This window comes from Brevundimonas sp., from assembly GCF_036677305.1.
In the GTDB taxonomy this organism is placed as follows: Bacteria; Pseudomonadota; Alphaproteobacteria; order Caulobacterales; family Caulobacteraceae; genus Brevundimonas.
Window position 1 is genome coordinate 1 of the sequence record NZ_JAKFEB010000121.1, and the last position, 2,364, is coordinate 2,364.

The 2,364-nt window shown below is 69.8% G+C and carries 4 protein-coding genes; 2 read left to right on the top strand and 2 right to left on the bottom strand.

Annotated features, from left to right (window positions below; genetic code table 11):
* A partial coding sequence (locus tag V6M42_RS07185) for an alpha/beta hydrolase family protein (protein ID WP_332678006.1) occupies positions 1–596 on the top strand: 596 nt, incomplete at its 5' end.
* Here V6M42_RS07185 and V6M42_RS07190 read toward each other — a convergent pair.
* Positions 597–1,337 carry a HesA/MoeB/ThiF family protein gene (locus V6M42_RS07190; RefSeq protein WP_332678007.1) on the bottom strand — a complete coding sequence of 247 codons (741 nt, stop codon included), beginning with the start codon at positions 1,335–1,337 and terminating at the stop codon, positions 597–599.
* Positions 1,338–1,395: 58 nt separating this feature from the next.
* A complete protein-coding gene (locus V6M42_RS07195; protein WP_332657898.1) occupies positions 1,396–1,785 on the bottom strand; it encodes a BLUF domain-containing protein in 390 nt (129 codons plus the stop codon).
* Positions 1,786–1,927: 142 nt separating this feature from the next.
* Between V6M42_RS07195 and hslV the strand changes: the two genes are divergently transcribed.
* On the top strand, positions 1,928–2,364 hold a 437-nt coding region (gene hslV, locus V6M42_RS07200; protein ID WP_332678008.1), incomplete at its 3' end, for an ATP-dependent protease subunit HslV.

Consider the following 2,364-nt stretch of genomic DNA (forward strand, 5'->3'; position numbering starts at 1 on the left):
CCAATTTCCGGGGCTCCGGCGGCTATGGCCTCGCCTTCGCCGGCGAAGGCTGGGGGCGCTGGGGCGACCGGATGCAGGAGGACGTCGAGGACGCCGTGGACCACGCGATCCGGACGAAGGGGCTCGACGCCGGCAAGGTCGGCATCATGGGCGCCAGCTACGGCGGCTATGCGGCCCTGATGGGAGCGGTCCGGCGGCCTGACCTGTACAAGGCGGCGATCGCCATCTGCGGCGACAGCGACCTCCCCGAACTGCTGGACAATGAGAAGCGCGGCGACAATTCGCCCGAGAACGAGGCCTACCGCTTCTGGTCGACCCGGATCGGCGATCCCGACACGGACCGGGCGGCCCTCGAACGGGCCTCGCCGCGCCGCCGCGCCGCCGAGATCGGCTGTCCGGTCATGCTGGTCCACGGCGTCGACGACGTGATCGTGCCGGTATTCCAGTCACGCCGCATGAAGGAGGCGCTGGATCGCGCCGGCAAGCCCGTCGACTACATCGAGGTGCGCGGAGCCGGCCACGCCGACTGGGAGGACAGCGTCGAACTGGACCTGATGGGTCAGTATATCGACCTGTTCCGCCGCGTATTCGCCTGATCAGCCGGGTGAACACGTCGGGCAGCCGGGGTCGGCGCCGACGGTGACCGTGCGCGCCGCGCCGGCGAGGCCGTCGTAGATCAGCAGGCGGCCCGTCAGCGGCTCGCCCGCGCCGGTGATCAGCTTGATCGCCTCCAGCGCCGCCATCGACCCGACCACCCCGGCCAGCGCCCCGACCACGCCGACGCGGGCGCAGGTCTCGGCGTCGGGCGGTCCATCGGCGACGAGGCAACGATAGCAGGGACGGCCGGTGAAGACGCCGACCTGGCCGCTCCAGCGTCCCAGGGCGCCCGAGACCAGGGGAATCCCCGCCGCGACGCAGGCGGCGTTGACGGCGAAGCGGGCGGCGAAATCGTCGGTCCCGTCGAGGACGACGTCACAGCCCTGGATCAGTCGCGCGGCGTTGTCGGGACCCAGCCGCTCGGCGGCCGGTTCGATGCGGACATGGGGGTTGAGAGCGCCCAGGGCCTCGGCCCCGGCCTCGACCTTGGACCGGCCGACATCGGCGGTGGCGAAGGCGATCTGGCGCTGCAGGTTGGACAGGCCGACGGCGTCGTCATCGATCAGCCGCAGGGTCCCGACGCCGGCCGCGGCCAGATACAGCGCCGCGGGGCCGCCGACCCCGCCCATGCCGACGAGGCCGACGCGGGCGGCCTTCAGCCGCTGCTGACCGGGTCCGCCGACTTCGGCCAGGACCAGGTGGCGGGCGTAGCGTTCGATTTCGTCGTCGGAGAAGCTCACCCGTCTCCGTTAGGCCGGGATCCGTCCCGCGTCACGAGGGATCCGTCACGAATCCGCGTCACGCCGCCTTGCGGTATTCGAACATGGCCTGGGCTTCCTGCGGCGTGATGCGGGACAGGCAGGGAAGGCCCAGTTTCTCGAGCATGCCCGCGGGCTCGCCGCACAGTTCCATCGGTTCGGCCAGGACGCGCGCGGCGATGGGCGTGTCGATCAGGATACGCAGACCCGAATGGCGCGGATCGCCCAGAAGGCGGCGGATCAGGCGGTCGATATCGGTCCGCGAGCCCTCGATGGCCTGGAGGATATGCCCCTGATGGAACATCACGCAGCTGGTGATGTGATCGCGGCGGTTGTTGCTTTCGGCACTGCCCAGAATCTGGGCGATCGACAGCATCGACACGCCGGTCGCCCCGACAGCTTCGCTGGCATAGATGACGCGATGAAGCACGGCGTCTCCCTTATGTGGCCGAATATGGGGCATATTTTGGCTTTGTAACGCGCTGCATTGGTAACAATATGGCCGGGCGCCGACGTTGTATTTCCCCGCCTTCCTGCTTGCCGCGCCGCATTTCGGTCTCCATCTGGGACGGATGGCGAACGAAACATCTCACTTCCCCGACTGGCACGGCACCACGATTCTGGCGGTGCGCAAGGACGGACGCACCGTGATCGCGGGCGACGGCCAGGTCTCCATGGGCCCGACCATCGTCAAGGGCGCGGCGCGCAAGGTGCGCGTCCTGGCGGGCGGAAAGGTGCTGGCGGGCTTCGCCGGCGCCACCGCCGACGCCTTCACCCTGATCGAACGGCTGGAAGCCAAGCTGGAGCAGTATCCCGACCAGCTGGCCCGCGCCTGCGTCGACCTGGCCAAGGACTGGCGGACCGACCGCTATCTGCGCCGGCTCGAGGCCATGCTGCTGGTCGCGGACAAGAGCTCGATCTTCACCGTCACCGGCGTGGGCGACGTGCTGGAGCCCGAGCACGGCGTGGCCGCGGTGGGATCGGGCGGCAACTACGCCCTCGCCGCCGC